The organism is Kribbella sp. NPDC058693 (assembly GCF_042715335.1).
In the GTDB taxonomy this organism is placed as follows: domain Bacteria; phylum Actinomycetota; class Actinomycetes; order Propionibacteriales; family Kribbellaceae; genus Kribbella; species Kribbella jiaozuonensis.
Window position 1 is genome coordinate 195,251 of sequence record NZ_JBHXSQ010000003.1, and the last position, 16,455, is coordinate 211,705.

General features: G+C 68.4%; 20 protein-coding genes. 11 read left to right on the forward strand and 9 right to left on the reverse strand.

The window, feature by feature from the left end; genetic code table 11:
- The first annotated feature begins 1 nt into the window (after window position 1).
- Genes ACFWUU_RS18740 through ACFWUU_RS18760 form a run of 5 tightly spaced genes read left to right on the forward strand, consistent with a single transcriptional unit; the run spans window position 2 to window position 3,518 of the window.
- Window positions 2-856 (forward strand): sugar phosphate isomerase/epimerase, encoded by an 855-nt coding sequence (locus ACFWUU_RS18740; RefSeq protein WP_137256514.1) that lies wholly within the window; start codon window positions 2-4, stop codon window positions 854-856.
- Window positions 853-1,443, forward strand: coding sequence for a TetR family transcriptional regulator (locus ACFWUU_RS18745; RefSeq protein ID WP_380177063.1), 591 nt, complete (start codon window positions 853-855; stop codon window positions 1,441-1,443). The genes ACFWUU_RS18740 and ACFWUU_RS18745 overlap by 4 nt, the downstream gene beginning before the upstream one ends.
- A complete protein-coding gene (locus tag ACFWUU_RS18750) occupies window positions 1,443-2,012 on the forward strand; it encodes an HDIG domain-containing metalloprotein (RefSeq protein WP_380177064.1) in 570 nt (189 codons plus the stop codon). The genes ACFWUU_RS18745 and ACFWUU_RS18750 overlap by 1 nt, the downstream gene beginning before the upstream one ends.
- 49 nt (window positions 2,013-2,061) lie before the next feature.
- Entirely contained in the window at window positions 2,062-2,784 is a 723-nt protein-coding gene (locus ACFWUU_RS18755; protein ID WP_380177065.1) for an ABC transporter ATP-binding protein, read from the forward strand.
- The gene (locus ACFWUU_RS18760; protein WP_371405421.1) at window positions 2,781-3,518 is read left to right on the forward strand and encodes an ABC transporter permease; all 738 of its coding nucleotides are present in this window, start codon (window positions 2,781-2,783) and stop codon (window positions 3,516-3,518) included. Before ACFWUU_RS18755 ends, ACFWUU_RS18760 begins: the two co-directional genes overlap by 4 nt.
- Before the next feature lies 1 nt (window position 3,519).
- On the opposite strand, the gene ACFWUU_RS18765 is transcribed toward ACFWUU_RS18760, so the two are convergent.
- From ACFWUU_RS18765 to ACFWUU_RS18775, 3 genes are all read right to left on the reverse strand, one after another.
- The gene (locus tag ACFWUU_RS18765; RefSeq protein ID WP_380177066.1) at window positions 3,520-4,440 is read right to left on the reverse strand and encodes a hypothetical protein; all 921 of its coding nucleotides are present in this window, start codon (window positions 4,438-4,440) and stop codon (window positions 3,520-3,522) included.
- Between the two features lie 63 nt (window positions 4,441-4,503).
- Window positions 4,504-5,547 carry a hypothetical protein gene (locus tag ACFWUU_RS18770; protein ID WP_380177067.1) on the reverse strand — a complete coding sequence of 348 codons (1,044 nt, stop codon included), beginning with the start codon at window positions 5,545-5,547 and terminating at the stop codon, window positions 4,504-4,506.
- A gap of 11 nt (window positions 5,548-5,558) precedes the next feature.
- Entirely contained in the window at window positions 5,559-6,065 is a 507-nt protein-coding gene (locus ACFWUU_RS18775; RefSeq protein ID WP_137256520.1) for a SigE family RNA polymerase sigma factor, read from the reverse strand.
- 652 nt (window positions 6,066-6,717) lie between these two features.
- Between ACFWUU_RS18775 and ACFWUU_RS18780 the strand changes: the two genes are divergently transcribed.
- Window positions 6,718-7,083: a DUF2255 family protein gene (locus tag ACFWUU_RS18780; RefSeq protein ID WP_380177068.1), complete on the forward strand. Its 366-nt coding sequence runs from the start codon at window positions 6,718-6,720 to the stop codon at window positions 7,081-7,083.
- A gap of 540 nt (window positions 7,084-7,623) precedes the next feature.
- Here the strand turns inward: ACFWUU_RS18780 and ACFWUU_RS18785 are convergent.
- Window positions 7,624-8,658, reverse strand: coding sequence for a DUF695 domain-containing protein (locus ACFWUU_RS18785; protein ID WP_380177069.1), 1,035 nt, complete (start codon window positions 8,656-8,658; stop codon window positions 7,624-7,626).
- A 150-nt stretch (window positions 8,659-8,808) separates the two neighbouring features.
- On the opposite strand from ACFWUU_RS18785, the gene ACFWUU_RS18790 reads away from it, so the two are divergent.
- The 3 genes from ACFWUU_RS18790 to ACFWUU_RS18800 all read left to right on the forward strand — a co-directional run bounded on the left by ACFWUU_RS18790 (window position 8,809) and on the right by ACFWUU_RS18800 (window position 11,253).
- Window positions 8,809-9,738: a proline dehydrogenase family protein gene (locus ACFWUU_RS18790; protein ID WP_137256523.1), complete on the forward strand. Its 930-nt coding sequence runs from the start codon at window positions 8,809-8,811 to the stop codon at window positions 9,736-9,738.
- Between the two features lie 29 nt (window positions 9,739-9,767).
- Window positions 9,768-10,571 (forward strand): pyrroline-5-carboxylate reductase, encoded by an 804-nt coding sequence (gene proC, locus ACFWUU_RS18795; RefSeq protein ID WP_137256524.1) that lies wholly within the window; start codon window positions 9,768-9,770, stop codon window positions 10,569-10,571.
- Window positions 10,572-10,665: 94 nt separating this feature from the next.
- The gene (locus ACFWUU_RS18800; protein ID WP_233714916.1) at window positions 10,666-11,253 is read left to right on the forward strand and encodes a hypothetical protein; all 588 of its coding nucleotides are present in this window, start codon (window positions 10,666-10,668) and stop codon (window positions 11,251-11,253) included.
- On the opposite strand, the gene ACFWUU_RS18805 is transcribed toward ACFWUU_RS18800, so the two are convergent.
- Entirely contained in the window at window positions 11,246-11,674 is a 429-nt protein-coding gene (locus ACFWUU_RS18805; protein WP_380177070.1) for a TIGR03618 family F420-dependent PPOX class oxidoreductase, read from the reverse strand. The two genes, ACFWUU_RS18800 and ACFWUU_RS18805, sit on opposite strands and share 8 nt — an antisense overlap.
- A 50-nt stretch (window positions 11,675-11,724) precedes the next feature.
- Here ACFWUU_RS18805 and ACFWUU_RS18810 point away from each other — a divergent pair, with 50 nt between their 5' ends.
- Together ACFWUU_RS18810 and ACFWUU_RS18815 are read left to right on the forward strand one after the other, a co-directional pair.
- On the forward strand, window positions 11,725-12,081 hold the full coding sequence (locus ACFWUU_RS18810) for a winged helix-turn-helix transcriptional regulator (RefSeq protein ID WP_380177071.1): 357 nt from the start codon (window positions 11,725-11,727) through the stop codon (window positions 12,079-12,081).
- Between the two features lie 4 nt (window positions 12,082-12,085).
- On the forward strand, window positions 12,086-12,988 hold the full coding sequence (locus ACFWUU_RS18815) for a TIGR03560 family F420-dependent LLM class oxidoreductase (protein ID WP_380177072.1): 903 nt from the start codon (window positions 12,086-12,088) through the stop codon (window positions 12,986-12,988).
- Here ACFWUU_RS18815 and ACFWUU_RS18820 read toward each other — a convergent pair.
- The 4 genes from ACFWUU_RS18820 to ACFWUU_RS18835 all read right to left on the reverse strand — a co-directional run bounded on the left by ACFWUU_RS18820 (window position 12,974) and on the right by ACFWUU_RS18835 (window position 16,405).
- The gene (locus tag ACFWUU_RS18820; protein WP_380177073.1) at window positions 12,974-13,720 is read right to left on the reverse strand and encodes an endonuclease/exonuclease/phosphatase family protein; all 747 of its coding nucleotides are present in this window, start codon (window positions 13,718-13,720) and stop codon (window positions 12,974-12,976) included. The genes ACFWUU_RS18815 and ACFWUU_RS18820 overlap by 15 nt on opposite strands.
- Complete coding sequence (trpS, locus tag ACFWUU_RS18825; RefSeq protein WP_137256530.1) at window positions 13,717-14,682, reverse strand: tryptophan--tRNA ligase; 966 nt, start codon at window positions 14,680-14,682, stop codon at window positions 13,717-13,719. Before trpS ends, ACFWUU_RS18820 begins: the two co-directional genes overlap by 4 nt.
- Before the next feature lie 153 nt (window positions 14,683-14,835).
- Complete coding sequence (locus tag ACFWUU_RS18830) at window positions 14,836-15,612, reverse strand: hypothetical protein (protein WP_380177074.1); 777 nt, start codon at window positions 15,610-15,612, stop codon at window positions 14,836-14,838.
- 247 nt (window positions 15,613-15,859) lie between these two features.
- A complete protein-coding gene (locus ACFWUU_RS18835) occupies window positions 15,860-16,405 on the reverse strand; it encodes a TetR/AcrR family transcriptional regulator (protein ID WP_380177075.1) in 546 nt (181 codons plus the stop codon).
- Between the last annotated feature and the right edge of the window lie 50 nt (window positions 16,406-16,455).

The window sequence follows — 16,455 nt, forward strand, 5'->3', positions numbered from 1 at the left end:
AATGAACCCCCGCACAACCGCGAAGATCGGTCTGTCCACAGCCTCCGTCTACCCAGAGTCGACCGCGAGCGGCTTCGAGCTCGCCGCCCGGCTCGGGTACGACGGTGTCGAGGTGATGATCGGGATCGATCCGCTCAGCACCCAGATCGACGCGATCAAGCGACTCGTCGACTACCACCAGCTCCCGGTGCTGGCGCTGCACGCGCCGACGCTGCTGATCATGCAGCGGGTCTGGGGGACCGACCCGTGGAGCAAGCTCGAGCGCAGTGCCGAGGCCGCGAAGGAGCTGGGCGCGGACGTGGTCGTCGTACACCCGCCGTTCCGTTGGCAGCGCGACTATGCCCGCGGGTTCGTCGAGGGGATCGCCCGGCTGGAGGCCGAGACCGGCGTGACGCTCGCGGTGGAGAACATGTACCCGTGGCGCGCGCCCGGTCGCGACCTGCAGGCGTACGCGCCGAGCTGGGACCCGACCGAGCAGTCGTACGCGCACACCACCCTCGACCTGTCGCACGCTTCGACGGCCGAGCAGGACTGCGTCGAGCTGGCCTCGACGATGGGCACGAGCCTCACCCACGTCCACCTCACCGACGGGACCGGGTCCGCCAAGGACGAGCACCTGGTGCCGGGCCGCGGGACGCAGCGTGCGGCGGATCTGCTGGGCACGCTGGCGAACCAGGACTTCCGCGGGCACATCATCATCGAGATCAACACCCGCCGCGCGACCAGCCGGTCCGAGCGTGAGGTCGACCTGGTTGAGTCGCTCGAGTTCACCCGCAAGCACTTCGTCCGGAGTACGTCGCGCCGTACGTCGTTCGCGGTCACCCCGGAAGGTGAGATCTCGGAGCTGACGCCGTGACCGCTTCCCGACGTACGCCGGGACGCCGCCCCGGCGGACCGGACACGCGGGGAGAGATCCTGCAAGCAGCCCGGGAATCCTTTGCGGACAAGGGATTCGCGGCCACCTCGATCCGCGCGGTCGCGCGGCACGCCGAGGTCGACGCGGCGTTGGTGCACCACTACTTCGACAGCAAGGAAGAGCTGTTCATCGAGGCGATGGCGATCCCGGTCGACCCGCGCCTGATCGCCGCGAATATCGTCGGCGGACCGCGTGAGGAGACCGGCCGGCGGATCGCGACCGCGTTCCTCGGGGTCTGGGAGTCGCCGGAGGGACAGCAGCGGATGAAGGCGCTGTTCCGCAGCGTCGTCAGCAGCGACGAGGTGGCCCGGATGATGCGGGAAGGCATCACCCAGATGATCGTCCAGCCGGTCTCGCAGATGCTCGACGTACCTGACGCGCAGTTGCGGGTCTCTCTCGTCGCCACTCAGTTGGTCGGGGTCGCGGTCGTTCGCTACCTGGTCGGGCTCGAGCCGGTCGCGTCGGTCGACGTCGGTGTGCTCATCGATCGGCTGGCGCCCGTTCTCCAGCAGTATCTGACCGGCTGATGCAGATCCCGACCGACGCCGAGATCCATGCGCTGCACCGGGAGTACGCGCCGACGCCGGATGCTTTCGACCTCGTCTTCGAACATTGCCGGTTGGTCTGCACGGTGGCGGAGCAGTTCTTCGGCGGGATGGACGTCGACACAGATCTCGTGCGGGCCGGCGCCTTGCTGCACGACATCGGGGTCTATCGGCTCGAGTCGTCGGCTTATGTCCGGCACGGCGTTCTCGGGCATGAATTGCTTGCGTCGTTGGGGTTTCCGGTCGAGATCTGCCGGTTCGCCTCGTGCCACACCGGGGTCGGGATCACCCGGGACGACGTAATGCGGCAGGCGCTGCCGATCCCGGTCGACGACTACCTGCCGCGGACGCCGGAGGAGGAGCTGGTCCTGTACGCGGACAAGTTCCACAGCAAGCGCACGCCGCCGGTGTTCCTGACCGGCGACACGTACGCCGCGGAGGTCGCGCGGTTCGGGCCGGACAAGGTTCGTGCTTTTGGCATGCTGCGTCAGCGCTACGGCGACCCGTCGTTGGACGCATTGAGTGCCGCCACGGGGTACGCCGTTATCTGACAGGTCACAGGCTGTTGCCACGGGTCGTCGTACCCGCTAAATTCATCACATGGTGAAAAACGCGGTGAGTTGCCGTGAGGTCGTCGTAGTGCGCGGCGACCGGGAGGTGCTGCACGGGGTCGGGTTCGACCTCCGGGCCGGGTCGGTGACCGGGCTGCTCGGGCCGTCCGGTTGTGGCAAGACGACGCTGATCCGCGCGATCGTCGGCCTGCAGGCGCGGGTGACCGGTGATGTGACGGTGCTCGGGCTGCCGGCCGGTGCGCCGAAGCTGCGCGGCCGGATCGGGTACGTGACCCAGGAGCCCAGTGTGTACGGCGATCTGACCGTCGCGGAGAACCTCCGCTTCTTCGCCGCGGTGCTCGGCGTCGCGTCGTCCGACGTGGAGCGGGTGATCGAGGCGGTCGACCTGACGAGTCACGCCAACGCCCGCGTCGACCGGCTCTCCGGCGGTCAACGTTCGCGCGCATCCCTGGCCGCTGCGCTTCTCGGCAGCCCTGAGTTGTTGGTGTTGGACGAACCAACGGTCGGGCTCGATCCGGTACTGCGTCGCGATCTCTGGGAGCTGTTCCACAAGCTGGCCGACGACGGCGCGACGCTGCTGGTCTCGAGTCACGTGATGGACGAGGCCTCGCGCTGCGACCGCTTGCTGCTGATGCGGGACGGCGACTTGTTGGCCGACGACACTCCTCGGGCGCTGCTCGACTCGGTCGGCACCGAAGACATCGAGCAGGCGTTCCTCACCCTGATCGACCGGAAGGCAGGTGCGCGATGACTCCGCGCGTGACGTTTGCGGTGGCGGCTCGGGTGCTGGCCCAGTTGCGGCGGGACCACCGGACGGTGGCGATGCTGATCGTGCTGCCGGCGTTGCTGGTCAGCCTGATGTGGTGGATGTTCCACGACTCGCCGGGGACGTTCGACCGGATCGGCGGGCCGCTGCTGGCGGTGTTCCCGGCGATCATCATGTTCGTCGTCACGTCGGTCGCGACGCTGCGCGAGCGGTCGAGCGGGACGCTGTCGCGGCTGTTCACGATGCCGATGGCGAAGCTGGATTTCCTGCTCGGGTACGCGCTCGCGTTCGCGCTGATCGCCGTCGTACAGGCGCTCGTGGTCGTCTCGATCGCCTTGTATCTCTTGGATCTGAACATCCAGGGCGATGCTTGGCAGTTGGGCGTGGTCGCTGTGCTGGACGGCGTGCTCGGTGCCGCGTTGGGGTTGTTCGCCAGCGCGTTCGCGGCGACCGAGTTCCAGGCTGTGCAGATGATGCCGGCGGTGATGATCCCGCAGATCCTGCTGTGCGGTCTGCTCGTCCCGCGCGACCAGTTGCCCACGGTCCTGCACGCGGTCAGCGACGTACTGCCGCTGTCCTACGCCGTCGACGCCGTCATCGGAGTTGCCAACGGCAACGGCCTCACCACCGGCACCGGCAGCGACGCCCTGGTCGTGGTCGCATTCGTCCTCGCAGCCCTCGGCCTGGGCGCCGCCACCTTGAAACGGCGTACCGCTTAGCTCACTCGCCGAAGAGCCAGTCGGACTTGACGGGTGGTGCGAAGCGGAAGTAGGTCGGGTCGGCGAAGGTGCCGGGGATCTTGCCGTGGCCGGTGATCGACGTCTTTGCGCCGTTCGCGTGGCCGAACGTGTAGAGGTACGCCGACTTCGTTTCCTTGTCGATGCCTACGACAACGGTTCCGTAGTTGCCGCAGCCGCCCGCGACCAGCGTCTCGAATCCCTGCCAGGTACCGGCGCGGACCTTGGTGACGACCGGCTTCATCGCGGTGTTGACCGGGATGTGGATGGTGTACAGCGCGCCGCCCCGGGTGTTCGCGAGGAACGTGTCGTACGCCGCGGCCTTGCTGATCAGCGTCATCGACTTGACCGACGCAAACCCAGGCGCCGATCCGTACGCCTTCCAGGCGCCGGTGTCGCCGACGACCCACCGGAACAGCACGCCGTCCGACCGCAGTCCGTACTCGTAGGTCCGCGGGTGGGTCGGGTCGTCGTTGAACGTGGACGTCTCGTGGTCGATGAACTTGCTCCACCCGCCGCCGATCCGGGCCAGCTGCGACTCCGTCACCTTGCCGCTCTTGTCGAGCGTGATCCAGTGCTGGTACATCGCGTCCCCGAGCACGACCCGCCCGTACCGCGAGGTACCGGCGGCAGTCGGCTCGTTGACGAACGATGCGCTCATCCGCACCGGGCCATCGGCGTACAGACCGGGTACGACGCTCTTCGCCCCCGCCGTCGGCGGCGTCACCCCGGTCACCCGCTGCATCGTCTGGTCCCCGCCGGCCGTCACCGAACCGAGGTTCAGCGCGCACCCCGCCGTCGGGCTCGCTGTTGCTGTTGTGGACGCGGTCGCTGTTGTCGTGGCAGCGGCGACCATCCCGGCCGCCGCCGCCACCATCGTCACGATCTTGTGCAGTTTCCTCATATCTCCCCCTTCGCAATCAACCCCTTGCGATGGGTGAGACTCCGGCCGGATCCCTTTGGTTGATCACGATCCGAAGACTTTGACGACCTTCCCGTTCTTGTCGAACGCCGCGACCTTCGGCTGGTCGTGGATCTTGTACTTCGTCTTGGTCGTCCAGGTGAACGCGAACCAACCGCCCTGACCGACCGGGACCTGGTACACCGGTCCGGATCCGATCCGCAGCCGGACCGTGACGGCGGCCGTCGACTTCACCCGGCCCCAGCCGGTCATGCCGTACGTCGTGCAGATCCCGTTCGTGCAGCCCCCGCCGCCACCGCCGGCGGCGTACATGTCCGCTCGTACCGACTTGTCGGACGGATCGAGCACCGGGTCGCTTCCGGTCAGATTGGTCAGGGTGGCGAACGAGGTGTTGGCCTCGACCTCGCCCGCGAATCCCTTCTCCGAGGACAGTTCGCACTCGACAACCTTGTGGCCCGAAGGTGAGATCGCCACCAGCTCTGCCTGCTTGAGAGCCTTCGACTGGTCGGATGCCACCACCTGCCAATCGGTGATGTCGATCCAGGCGAGCACCGAGCAGTTCCGCAGCTTGTCCGCGGTGCTGGCCGGCAGCGGATCCTTCGCCGCGGCCGCGACGATCGCGGCCTTGGGCTTGTCGCCGCCGGGGACGATGCATTGCGCGTGTTTCTCGCCGGTCTTGATGTCGTACAACATCAAGTGCCCGGACCGGATCCCCGGGCCGCTGCCCTGGAGCGGCCGCTTCTCATCCGGGTTCCGCAGGGCGCAGCGGCGGGTGGCCTCTTCCTTCGTGATCCGCTGGTCGGCGCCGGCCTCACCGCTGGGTACGCCGGGAACCGGATCGAACTGCGGGTTCTGTGGCTTGTGCTCCGCGACGCCCGGCGTCGAGTCCGCGGAGTTCAGGTTGGGCAACAGGCTCGCGGCGACGGCGATCGCGGCGACGCCGACGACCGTTCCACCCACGCCGATGAGCTTCCGGCGACGCCGGCCGCGCTGTCCACGTCGTAGTACCTGTGTCGTGTCGAAGGGGTCGAGCGGCTCCGACTCGGCAAGCCGGTGGAGCTCGGCGCTGACCTCACGTACGTCTTCCATCTCGTTCTCCTTCACAGCGCCCGGCTCGTCCGCCGGCGGTCGATGGCTCGTCGGAGAGTGTCGAGACCACGTGCCGCCTGGCTTTTCACGGTTCCCGCCGTACAACCGAGGATCTCCGCGGTCTGCTCGACGGACAGGTCCTCGTAGTACCGCAGTACGACGCAGGCCCGCTGCCGCGGCCCGAGCGATCGCAACGCCTCGAGTACTTCGTCCCGGTCGGCATACCCCGCCGCGAAATCCTCGCGATCGACCCGATCCGGTACGTCGCCGATCGCAACCTCCCGCCGCCACGGCCGCCGCCCACCGTCATGCGCGGCATTGACCACCATCCGGCGGGCGTAAGCGAGCGGATTCCCCACCCGCCGCACTTTCGGCCAGGCAAGGTACAGCTTGTAGAGCGCGTCCTGAACGACGTCATCGGCCCGATGCCGATCCCCCACCACCAGAAACGCCGTCCGCCGCAAGGAAGCACTGGCCCCCTCGACAAACTCGACAAACTCCCGATCCCGCTCCGCCATCGGCCCCTCCACTCTCCATCTCCCCCTCAAGACGGAACCCCAGAACCTCCAGGTTGCACCCACCGGGGATCAGCCCACCGGGGATCAGCCCAACGGGGATCAGCCCATCGCGGTGCTACGCGCGGCTCGTTCCTCGCCGGGCTACGCGCCGCACCCTCCCACCCCCGGGCTCATCGCCCGGAGCATCCTTTCCGGCTATCGCCGGACTGGCGGGCTACCGCCCGCACCCGTGCGCGCTGCCGCGCGTGCGACCGCTCCCGTGATGCGGCCGGTTCGTACTCGTCGAGCTGGCTGCGGACAGCCCATCGCGGTGCTACGCGCGGCTCGTTCCTCGCCGTGCTCCGCGCCGCACCCGCCCACCCCCGGGCTTATCGCCCGGAGCATCCCATCCGGCTGCCGCCGGGACCTTCCGGCTATCGCCGGATCTGCGGGCTACCGCCCGCACCCGTGCGCGCTACCGCGCGATCGACCGCCTCGTGGTCCGGCCGGTTCGTACCCGTCGAGGCGGCTGTTGTCACCCACGCCCCACGCACCGCCTCGTAGCCGCGTGGGGCTCGTGCTCGGTGTGGCGGAGTGTGGTCAGCTGGCGCTGTAGCGGGCACGGTATGGGTACTGGCAGAGTCTGGTTGTCCGGTCGAAGGAGTAGGGATTGATGAGTAGTTGGACTGCGGAAGAACTGGATGCCCTGGATCGGATCGATGAGATCCGCGTCGCCGGGCGCCGGCAGGACGGATCGCTGCGGACGCTCACGATCGTGTGGCACGTCGTCGTCGACGGGAGCCTCTACGTCCGCTCGGTGCGCGGTGCTGAAGGCGCTTGGTACAAGGGCGTGCTCCACCACCACGAGGGCGCGATCTCGTGGGACGGCACGACTCGCGAGGTCACCTACATCGCTGACAGCACAGTCGACGACCAACTCGACGAGGCCTACTACAAGAAGTACGGCAACGGCCCAGACACCGACGCAATCGTCAACAGCAAGGCCAGACCGACAACCCTCCGCATCGAACCCAGGTAGGCGGCGGCAGCTCGAACCCAGGCCCGAGCGTCATCCACAACCACCTCGGAGCCCGGGCGACTCGCCGGGGAGTCAGGCGCCGGGGTCCACGATCGCCTCGACGACAACGGCCCAGCGGCACCACGAGGCGGTCACACGCGCGGCAGCGCGCACGGGTGCGGGCGGCAGCCCGCAGATCCGGCGATAGCCGGAAGGCCCCGGCGGCAGCCGGAAGGTCCCGCGATAGCCGGAAGGTGCCGGCGATAGCCGGAAGGGATGCTCCGGGCGATGAGCCCGGGGGTGGGCGGGTGCGGCGCGGAGCACGGCGAGGAACGAGGCGCGCGTAGCCCCGCGATGGGCCGACTGCAGCCAGCCCGACGAGTACGAACCAGCCGGACCACGGGGCGGTCGATCGCGCGGTAGCGCGCACGGGTGCGGGCGGTAGCCCGCAGGTTCGGCGATAGCCGGAAGGGATGCTCCGGGCGATGAGCCCGGGGGTGGGCGGGGCGGCGCGGAGGACGGCGACGAAGGAGCCGCCCGTAGCACCGCGATGGGCTGACCTCAGCCCGACAGATGCGCGACGTTGTGCCACGCCGGGTCCGGCTCCACCGTCAGAGTTACCTTGCCGTGGGGCCAGCCGGTGGTGGCGGCTTGGAGTTGGGCGTCGGCGGGGGTGGTGCCGTCGGTGTAGTAGTGCAGGATGCGGGTGCCGGCCGAGGTCTCGTGCGCGAGGAGGTTGCCCGAGCCGCCCAGCCGATCGGTCAGGTGGTCTTCGAAGGCCCGCAGCTCATCCAGCATCTCCGACTCCGGCAGCCCGTCCTCCCGCACCACCGGATAGTGGATCGCCACCGCCACATGCGTATCCAGGTGAGGCCGCCGGATCGACCGCAACGGGTACTCCGCCGTCGCGATCACCCGCTGCCCGTCCCGCGTACCCTCCAGCATCTTCCACGCCGGGCTCCCGTCCTCCAGCGTGTGCTCCGCCGCAAACCCCGCCACCGCAGGCAGCAAAGAATCGATCGGTACGGCGCCAACCGGCGGCGCCGGCAACGTGTCGATCGCGCCCACCCACGTCTCCACCATCTCCTCGCCCAGCACCAGATCCAGAATCAGGAACGTCACCCGCCGCTGAGCGTCCACCGACAGCGACGCGAACACCGGATGATGTACGCCGACATGCACCGAAGCCGTATCGGGCTCGATCGACACCACCGACTCATCCGTCGCAACGGGAGGCAGTCCGTCGAACTGGATCGTCACCGCAGGCCCTGGCCGGCGCAGATCGGCGTACTCCCAGATCTGGTCGGACGGCGGCGCGGCCCGCAGCCAGCGCCGGGCGACCGCCCGCTGGGCCGGATTCCCCGCCGCGGTGACGATCAGCACGTGCGACGCGTGCAGCCCAGGGCCCAGCTCCCACTCCAGGTCGGGGTTGATCCGCGAGATCCGTTCGTTCAGCTCCACGTTCACGTCAGTCGGCTGCTGGCGGGCGATCGCGTCCGCCACGGCCGTGGCGCCGGAGGCGGACCACCAGGACCAGAACGCGCCGATCGGGTCGGCCTCCGCGGCGTTCCGGCGTCGACGCTTGAAGATGGGCATGACCGCATCCTCTCCCAACCAGGGGTGCGACCATCGAACCAGTGGGCTCGCTGGTGTGGCCCCCGCCACATGATTAGGGAGCGCCAGGTTCAGGCGCGTAACCTGCTGACACCACTGGCAGATGAGTGGGTTGATGAGGAGGAACACGTAGTGCTTCGGCGAGTCCTGCTGGGCATGTCCCGCAGCCCCCAGATCAAGAAAGCGGTGTCGTCGCTCCCGGTGTCCAGTGGCATCGTGGCGCGGTTCGTCGCCGGTGAGACCGCTCCGGAGGCCGTGCTGGCCACCGAGAAGCTGGTCAGCAACGGGCTGAACGTCACCCTCGACCACCTCGGCGAGGACGTCACCGACCTGGCCGCCGCGCAGGCCACCGCCGACGCGTACCTCGACCTGCTGAAGAAGCTCGCCGCCGCCGGCTTGACCAAGAACGCCGAGGTCTCGGTCAAGCTCTCCGCGGTCGGCCAGGCGCTCCCGGGCGACGGCGAGAAGATCGCGCTCGAGAACGCCCGGACCATCTGCCTCGCGGCCCGCAACGCCGGTACGACGGTGACCCTCGACATGGAGGACCACACCACCACCGACTCCACGCTGGGCATCCTGCGCGAGCTTCGGCAGGACTTCCCCGAGACCGGCGCGGTCCTGCAGGCGTACCTCCGCCGTACCGAGGCCGACTGCCGCGACCTCGCCCACGCCGGGTCCCGTGTCCGCCTCTGCAAGGGTGCGTACAAGGAGCCGGAGTCGGTCGCGTTCCAGGAGAAGCGCCAGGTCGACAAGGCGTACGTCCGGGCGATGAAGGTCCTGATGAACGGCGCCGGCTACCCGATGATCGCCTCGCACGACCCACGGCTGATCGCGATCGCCGGTGCGCTCGCGGAGCGCGCGAACCGCCGGCCGGGCAGCTTCGAGTACCAGATGCTCTTCGGCATCCGCCCCGAGGAGCAGCTCCGCCTGGCCGGCCTCGGTCACACCATGCGGATCTACATCCCGTACGGCGAGGACTGGTACGGCTACCTCGTCCGCCGCCTCGCCGAGCGCCCCGCCAACCTGCAGTTCTTCGCCCGCTCCTTGATCAGCAAGAAGTAGCCGCAGCCCTCAGCAGTAACCTGTGCACCATGAGTGCAAAGGTGGCCGTTCTCGGGGCCGGAGTGATGGGGGAGACGTTGCTGTCCGGGCTGATTCGGGCCGGGCGGCGACCGGAGGACCTCCTGATCACCGAGCGCCGGGAGGAGCGTGCCGCCGAGCTGCGGGAGCGGTACGGCGTTGACGTCGTCTCCAACCTGGACGCGGCGAAGCAGGCGGAGACGCTGGTCCTGGTGGTCAAGCCGCAGGACATGCCGGATCTACTCGCCGAGATCGCCCCTGCGGTCCAGCCATCCCAGACCGTGATCTCGCTGGCCGCCGGCATCACCACCAAGTTCGTGGAGTCCCGCCTGCCCGAAGGCGTCGCCGTCGTACGCGTCATGCCGAACACGCCGGCCCTGGTCGACGAGGGCATGGCGGCGATCTCCCGCGGTGCGCACTGCGACGAGAGCCACCTCGAGCTGGCCGAGAGCCTGCTGGCCGCGACCGGTCGCGTCGTGCGCGTGCCCGAGAAGCAGCAGGATGCGGTGACCGCGATCTCCGGCTCGGGTCCGGCGTACATCTTCTTCGTGGTCGAGTCGATGATCGAGGCCGGCGTCCACATGGGCCTCCCACGCGGTACGGCGACCGACCTCGTCATCCAAACCGTTGTCGGTTCGGCGAAGCTGCTCCGCGAGACCGGCGAGCACCCGACGGTACTGCGGGAGCGCGTCACCTCTCCGGGCGGTACGACGGCCGCCGCCGTCCGCGAGCTGGAGGACCACAAGGTCCGCGCCGCGTTCCTGTCGGCGATCGAGGCCGCACGCAACCGTTCCCGCGACCTGGCCGCCGAATAACACCTGCCGAATAACACCTCTCGCACTGCTGGCGTTATGGTTGTGCGCCGCAGTTCCTTCCTTGTTCAAGGGTTGAGTCGCTATGGTCCCGCCCATGGGAAATGGTTCGGTCGAGCCGGACACCGCGCCTGCGCAGCAGCAACACGAGGTCGCGCAGCGAGCCGACGTGCCCCAGTTGCCGTGGCGTGTGCCGCTGGATCCGGCGCCGTGGTGGGCCTGGGCGCTGTTCATCCTGCCGTTCATCGTCGTGCCGGGGCTGAACTCGTGGCTCTGGATGGGCGCCCGCGACATGCTCGCGGTCGGCCTGCTGACGATCATCGGCGCGTCGGTCGTCCGCGTCGCCGGCGGCGTCGTGCTGTACCGGGTGGAGCTGACCGAGACCGCGCTGAAGGCCCGCACCAGCATGCTGATCCGCAGCCTGGCCTGGCAGGACGTCGACTCGATCGAGGTCGGCGACGACAACGTCGTACTCACCCGCGGCCAGGACGAGAACGAGATCAACGGCATCCCCAAGGACCGCACCGCCGAGGTCGGCGCCGTCATGGAGGCGATCCGGGCTCAGGCCGCGGACACGCCCGTACGCCGCCACCGCCCGCGCCCGGGTATCGGCGCCGCGCTCGTCCTGCTGTACCTGGTGCTGTCGATCGGCGCCTTCCTGCTCCGCTGGCACATCGTCATCTGACGCTCCACGGTCCTTCGCCGGCGATCCGCTCGACGGTGACGCGGGCGACCACGCCGGTGTCCCAGATCCCTTCGCCGAACGGGAACTCCGGCAGCCCGAGGTAGCGCTGGGTCTCGCGATCCATCAACGCCTTGTACTCGTCCGGGATCCCGGGCCCGTCGAGCTTCACGGTGCCTCGCACAACGAGGTACTGCGTGATACCTCGCGCGCTGACCTGGTCGTCCTGGATCAGCAGCGTCACCCGCGGATCCCGGAACAGGTTGCGGGTCTTGCGGTGCGGCGCCTGGAGACCGATCAGGAGGTCGTCGCCATCGCGCTCGACCCATACCAGCGAGGCCTGTGGCGACCCGTCCGGGTCGATGGTGATGATCGTGACGTCCTTCGGCTCCTCGAAGAGCCGGTAGCTGGATTCGGGAATCATGACGTCGACGCTAGCCAGCCCCGTGGGAACCTCTGGGTACCCTGAGCGCTGTGTACGGAGTGGAACCCGGTGACATCTTCCTGGCCGATTGCCCTGCCCGCCTGGCGGTCGAGGTGATCGCGGACAAGTGGGCGGTCGTCGTCCTCTGGGGGCTCAACGATCACGCCCGACGCCACTCGGAGCTGATCGATCTCATCGGCGGCATCTCGAAGAAGGTGCTCACCCAGACGCTCCGGCGCCTGCAGACGAACGGCCTGGTCACGCGCACCGATCACGGCGGCGTCCCGCCCCGCGTCGAGTACGAGCTGACCGCCCTCGGCCGCACGCTGATGGGCCCGATCCGGATGCTCACAGAGTGGGCAAAACAGAACGGAGACGCAGTCCTCGCGGCCCAAGAGGCAGGATGACCGCATGGACTTCTCTCTGTGGCCCGCAGCCTCCCGGACCTGGAACGGCGTACTCGAAGGTGCCGAGTACGCCGAGCGCACCGGCTGGCACGGCGTTTGGATAGCTGATCACTTCATGCAGAACAGCGACGACCTGACCGTCCCGGTCAACGAGGCTCTCGCGCTGCTGGCCGGCATCGCCGCACGCACCTCGCGGGTGCGGGTGGGCTCGATGGTGCTCGGCAATACGTACCGGCACCCGGCGGTGGTCGCCAACGCGGCCGCGACGATCGACCAGATCGCGAACGGACGGTTCGTGCTCGGGATCGGCGCGGGGTGGCAGGTCAACGAACACGAGGTGTACGGGATCGAGCTGCCGGCGATCGGTCCGCGGCTGAAGCGGTTCGAGGAAGCCTGTCAGGTGATCAAGGGCCTGCTGACGCAGGAGCGGACGACGTTCGACGGAAAGTACTACCAGCTCACTGATGCGCCGTGTGAGCCGAAGCCGGCGCAGCTCCCGATCCTGATCGGCGCCTCGGGGGAGAAGGTTGCCCTGGGCATCGTTGCGAAATACGCCGACGAATGGAACCACTGGGGGCGTCCGGAGCTGGCGGCGCAGAAGGGCGTGGTGTTTGCCCAGCACTGTGAGCGAGTCGGGCGGGATCCGCAGAGCATCAGGCGGTCGGCGCAGACGTTCCTGGAGGTCGTCGTACCGGGTGATGCCGAGGCGGCGGAGCGGAAGGAAAGGCTCGAGAGTCGCGGCGCGCACGTGATCATGGGATCGGCGCAGGAGGTGCTCGACGTGGTCGCGCAGTACCCGGCGGCCGGGATCGACGAGCTGCTCGTGCCGGACGCGTTCCTCGGCGACGGCAACCGGCGTTTCGATGCGTTGGAGCGTCTCCGCGAGGAAGTGCTACAGAAGATCTAGCGTCGCGACCACGGGCCAGTGGTCGCTGGGTACGCGCCCGTCCGGGCGGTAGTGCGAGACGGCCGCGTCGGTCACCGTCCACGTCGGTGTGACGAGGATGTGGTCGATGCGGTCGTCGTCCTCAGTGCCGGTGAAGTTGTGCCAGCTGCCCCCGGCTTCGAGCGGTACGGCGAGGGACAGGCCGGACTCCACGAGCGACTTCACCGGCGGAGAGTCAGGCGTGGCGTTGAGGTCGCCCATCACGATCCACGGCAGCGATCCGCTGATCCAGCGGGCGATCAGCCGCGACGACTGCAGTTGCGCGACCTCGCCGGCGTGGTCGTAGTGCGTGTTGACGACGCCGACCGTCGTACCGTTGCGGTGCCGCAGCCAGACCAGCGTCGCGATCCGGGTCAGGTCCGCGTCCCAGCCGACGGATCCCGGCGTACCCGGGTCGTCGGACAGCCAGCGGGTCTCGTGCCGCTCGATCCGCCAGTCGCCGGGCCGGACCAGGACGACGGAGTGCTCACCCGCGCTCATCCCGTCGTCCCGGCCGGCGCCGACGATCTCGTACTTCGGGAACCGCCAGCGCAGGTACTCGAGCTGGTCGGGCAGCACTTCCTGCAGCCCGACCACGTCCGCGTCCAGGTGCTCGATCGCCGCCACGGTCGCTTTCCGCCGTACCGGCCAGGCGTTGTCGCCGTCCGGTGCGGAGGAGTTGCGGATGTTGAAGGTGGCGGCACGGAGCTTCATGGTGCCGATCCTGCCAAACCCATGGCTCGCGTCGCTGCTTGGAGTCGGGGAGTGCTCGCGTCGAGCGCCCGGTCCCGGCCCTGCGCGAGCAGCTGGTCGATCGCTCCCGGGTCGGTCGTCAGCCGCGCGTACTCCTTCTGCAGCGGGTCGATCACCGCGAGAACGGCATCCGCCACATCCTGCTTGAGAGCGCCGTACGTCGCGTACGACTTCGCCAGCTCGACCGGGTCGCCGTCGGTGCACGCGGCCAGGATGTCCAGCAGGTTGGTGACGCCCGGCTTGTTCGCCTCGTCGTGCCGGACCTCGTTCTCCGAGTCCGTGACCGCGCGCATGATCTGCCGGCGGATCACGTCCGGCGGGTCGAGCAGCCGGATCGTGCCGATCGCGTCGTCGGCCGCAGACTTGCTCATCTTCGCGGTCGGGTTGGCCAGATCCTTGACCCGGGTCGCCAGCGCCGCCTTGTTCAGCTGCGGTACGACGAACGTCTCGCCGTACTCGCGGTTGAAGCGGATCGCGATGTCGCGGGCGAGCTCGACATGCTGGTCCTGGTCGCCGCCGACCGGGACCCGCTCCGCGCCGTACAGCAGGATGTCCGCGGCCATCAGGCACGGGTACGTGAACAGCGAGGCCCGGGTCATCGGGCGGTTGCCCTTCTCCTTGTACTGGATCATCCGCGACAGCTCACCGACGTACGACGTGCACTCGAGCAGGTACGCGAGCTGGGCATGTGTGGGGACGTCGGACTGGATGAAGACCGTGCCTTCGGGTACTCCGGCCGCGAGCATCAGCGTCGCGAACTCGCGGGTGAGCGCGGCGAGTCTTCGAGGGTCGTGCTTGGTCGTCATCGCGTGCAGGTTCGCGACGAAGTAGAAGCCGTCCGGGTCGGTGAACCGGCGCAGCGCGCCGAGGTGGTTGCCGAGCGTCAGCCGGCCGGACGGGGTGATGCCGGACAGTGCAGTCATGATCGTTGCCTTTCGGTGTGTGGGCCCCACCGAGGGCAACGAAAAAGGCCGCCTCGGAGAGGCGGCCTTGGTGGCTGCGTGCGAACACGCCGGGTGGACCGCCCTAGGCGGCCCACCACAGCTGCAAGTTCGTGTTCACGGATCGAGCGTACCTCATCGTGCGGTCAGCGACTGGACGATCAATTCGTTGCGGGCGTCCTGGCCCAACGGCACCGACGGGTGGACTCCGTCGCGCAGGTAGTTCAGCAACCGGTACGGCTTGACCCAGAGCCACTCGGCCCAGCGGATGATGCGCAGGTTCGAGTACCTCTCCTGCGCGTCGTACATCTGCATGTTCAGCCACGAGCTGTTGCGCTGGTCCGCGAGCTGAATCGTCGCGCCGACGCTCTTGCGGACGGCCTGGATGTTGACCCAGTACACGATCCGGTTGCGGCCGACGATGCTCATCGCCCGGTCGAGCTGGACGGCGAACTTCGGCGGGTCGAAGATGTCGTTCGACCCGCTCGCCATCAGGACCCGTCGCGGCAGGCCGTACGCCGCTGCCCACTGCTGCAGCGCGTCAACGGCGCCGGAGGTGGGCCGGCTGGACCAGTTGTTTACGGCCATCTGGCTGCCGTCGCGACCGAGCAGCCGGGTCGCGAGCGACTTCCCGTCCTGGACCGAGATGCTGTCGCCGAACATGTAGACGCCGTCGGTGTCGAGGACGCGGTGGATCTGCGCGGTGGTCGAGATGGCGCGCGTACCGTTCGCCCAGGAGCCGAGCACGCCCGAGCCGTACGGGCCGGTGGTCGTGGTGGTGGCGGCCGCGAAGCCGTCGATCGTATCGGCAGAGGTGGACGCCGTGGTGGCGGATGCGATTTCGGTAGAGACAGCCGCAGAGACGGCGGCTGCCGCTCCGACTGTGAAGATCTGCCGCCGGTTGGGTTTCATTTGCCTCACGGGAGGTACTGTGCGGCCTGCTCCGCGGCCCCCGCAAGTCCGAATCTCACTGTCCGCAGTCGAAGCACACCGAAAACGGCGCGAAAAGGGCCCATTCGAGCGCTTGCTCAGGCGTAGATCTGCAGGAACCTGCAAATTCTGTAACGCTTTGCAGTCCGCTGCCGATGAATCGACTGTTGGACCACCGACGAGCCGGCGCAACCAGGGAGGGGTGTTGCGCCGGCTCGTCGCTCTTGCCTCAGGTTCCTGTCGTCAGCTCCTCGATGAACGGCCCGACGACAGCCATCAATTCCTCCGGCGACGCATCCAGCCCGTCCAGCCGGACCAGGTGCCGACTGATCACCAGCCCGAGCGTCAGTGCCCCGATCACCCCGGACCGCAGTACGGCGTCATCCCCGGGCAACTGCGCCGCGATCTGCCGCTGCTGCGAGGTCATCGCCGCCCGCACCTCTTCGGCCGCCTCGGGATGACTGAACATCGCGCGGAGAGCAGCTAGCGAGGCCGCGGGCTCGTCGGTCAGCTTCTCGGTCAGCGCGGCCGTGAGTAGCTGCGCGATCTGCTCAGGCGTGCCTTCGATCGGACCGTCTGCGGGGATCGCGGCTGCCTGCGCGAACAGCTTCTCCTTGGACCCGAAGTACCGCATCACCAGGCCGGGGTCGCTGCCGGCCTCGGTCGCGATCGCGCGGATCGTCGTCCGATCGAAGCCGTGCTCGCCGAACAGTTGCCGCGCGGCGGTGAGGATCCGCGCCTCGGTCGCCTGCCGCTGTTCCACCCTGGTCGCCATGGAGTTCAGTCTACGCATGTTGACTCAGCAAGGTGTGCCGGTCTACGGTT

What these genes read in the sequence shown, in the direction of transcription:
- ACFWUU_RS18830 (WP_380177074.1), bottom strand. Translation starts at nt 15,612, where the DNA reads ATGAAACCCAACCGGCGGCAGATCTTCACAGTCGGAGCGGCAGCCGCC.
- ACFWUU_RS18805 (WP_380177070.1), bottom strand. Translation starts at nt 11,674, where the DNA reads ATGATTCCCGAATCCAGCTACCGGCTCTTCGAGGAGCCGAAGGACGTC.
- ACFWUU_RS18815 (WP_380177072.1), top strand. Translation starts at nt 12,086, where the DNA reads ATGGACTTCTCTCTGTGGCCCGCAGCCTCCCGGACCTGGAACGGCGTA.
- ACFWUU_RS18820 (WP_380177073.1), bottom strand. Translation starts at nt 13,720, where the DNA reads ATGAAGCTCCGTGCCGCCACCTTCAACATCCGCAACTCCTCCGCACCG.
- ACFWUU_RS18755 (WP_380177065.1), top strand. Translation starts at nt 2,062, where the DNA reads ATGGTGAAAAACGCGGTGAGTTGCCGTGAGGTCGTCGTAGTGCGCGGC.
- ACFWUU_RS18760 (WP_371405421.1), top strand. Translation starts at nt 2,781, where the DNA reads ATGACTCCGCGCGTGACGTTTGCGGTGGCGGCTCGGGTGCTGGCCCAG.
- trpS (WP_137256530.1), bottom strand. Translation starts at nt 14,682, where the DNA reads ATGACTGCACTGTCCGGCATCACCCCGTCCGGCCGGCTGACGCTCGGC.
- ACFWUU_RS18775 (WP_137256520.1), bottom strand. Translation starts at nt 6,065, where the DNA reads ATGGCGGAGCGGGATCGGGAGTTTGTCGAGTTTGTCGAGGGGGCCAGT.
- ACFWUU_RS18780 (WP_380177068.1), top strand. Translation starts at nt 6,718, where the DNA reads ATGAGTAGTTGGACTGCGGAAGAACTGGATGCCCTGGATCGGATCGAT.
- ACFWUU_RS18750 (WP_380177064.1), top strand. Translation starts at nt 1,443, where the DNA reads ATGCAGATCCCGACCGACGCCGAGATCCATGCGCTGCACCGGGAGTAC.
- ACFWUU_RS18770 (WP_380177067.1), bottom strand. Translation starts at nt 5,547, where the DNA reads ATGGAAGACGTACGTGAGGTCAGCGCCGAGCTCCACCGGCTTGCCGAG.
- proC (WP_137256524.1), top strand. Translation starts at nt 9,768, where the DNA reads ATGAGTGCAAAGGTGGCCGTTCTCGGGGCCGGAGTGATGGGGGAGACG.
- ACFWUU_RS18765 (WP_380177066.1), bottom strand. Translation starts at nt 4,440, where the DNA reads ATGAGGAAACTGCACAAGATCGTGACGATGGTGGCGGCGGCGGCCGGG.
- ACFWUU_RS18740 (WP_137256514.1), top strand. Translation starts at nt 2, where the DNA reads ATGAACCCCCGCACAACCGCGAAGATCGGTCTGTCCACAGCCTCCGTC.
- ACFWUU_RS18800 (WP_233714916.1), top strand. Translation starts at nt 10,666, where the DNA reads ATGGGAAATGGTTCGGTCGAGCCGGACACCGCGCCTGCGCAGCAGCAA.
- ACFWUU_RS18785 (WP_380177069.1), bottom strand. Translation starts at nt 8,658, where the DNA reads ATGCCCATCTTCAAGCGTCGACGCCGGAACGCCGCGGAGGCCGACCCG.
- ACFWUU_RS18835 (WP_380177075.1), bottom strand. Translation starts at nt 16,405, where the DNA reads ATGGCGACCAGGGTGGAACAGCGGCAGGCGACCGAGGCGCGGATCCTC.